General features: G+C 65.0%; 1 protein-coding gene and 1 pseudogene. Both read left to right on the forward strand.

Features of this window, described 5'->3' with window-relative positions; translation table 11 throughout:
* The coding region (locus AC0L3B_RS38235) for a M16 family metallopeptidase (RefSeq protein WP_473382722.1) at positions 1 to 402 on the forward strand (402 nt) is incomplete at its 5' end.
* Positions 399 to 586: pseudogene (locus AC0L3B_RS38240) on the forward strand (insulinase family protein); the annotation flags it as partial. The gene AC0L3B_RS38235 and the pseudogene AC0L3B_RS38240, both read left to right, overlap by 4 nt.

A 586-nucleotide genomic window follows, 5' to 3' on the forward strand; every position in this document is an offset into this window, starting at 1 on the left:
AGCTATTCGAGCATCTCGCTCGACCCGACCCAGTTCGCGATCTCGGCTTCGCCCAAATCCGGGGTCAGCTTCGCCGAGGTCGAGCAGGTGGTCGACGGCGTCATTGCCGACATCGCGCAGAATCCGATCCGCGCCGAGGATCTCGAGCGGGTCAAGACCCAGCTCATCGCCGAGGCGATCTACGCCCAGGACAACCAGGCGGTGCTGGCGCGCTGGTATGGCGGCGCACTGACCACGGGCCTGTCGATCGAGGACATCCGGAGCTGGCCAGATCGCATCCGCGCCGTCACCGCCGAGCAGGTCCGCACCGTCGCGCAGAAATGGCTCGAGAAGAAGCGCTCGGTGACGGGCTATCTGATCAAAGACACCGCGACCACCAAGCGCGAGGAGAAGCGTTCGTGACCTATCCCTTCCTTCGACGCGTTGCATTCTCCTTTGCCACCGGCGCGGCACTCGCGCTCGCTACCGTCTCGCCGTCACAGGCGGCGGCGAAGATCCAGCATTTGACCTCGCCGGGCGGCATCGAGGCCTGGTTCGTGCAGGATGCGACCGTGCCGCTGATCGCCATGGAATATTCCTTTGCCGG

Source organism: Bradyrhizobium sp. Kon56 (assembly GCF_055807635.1).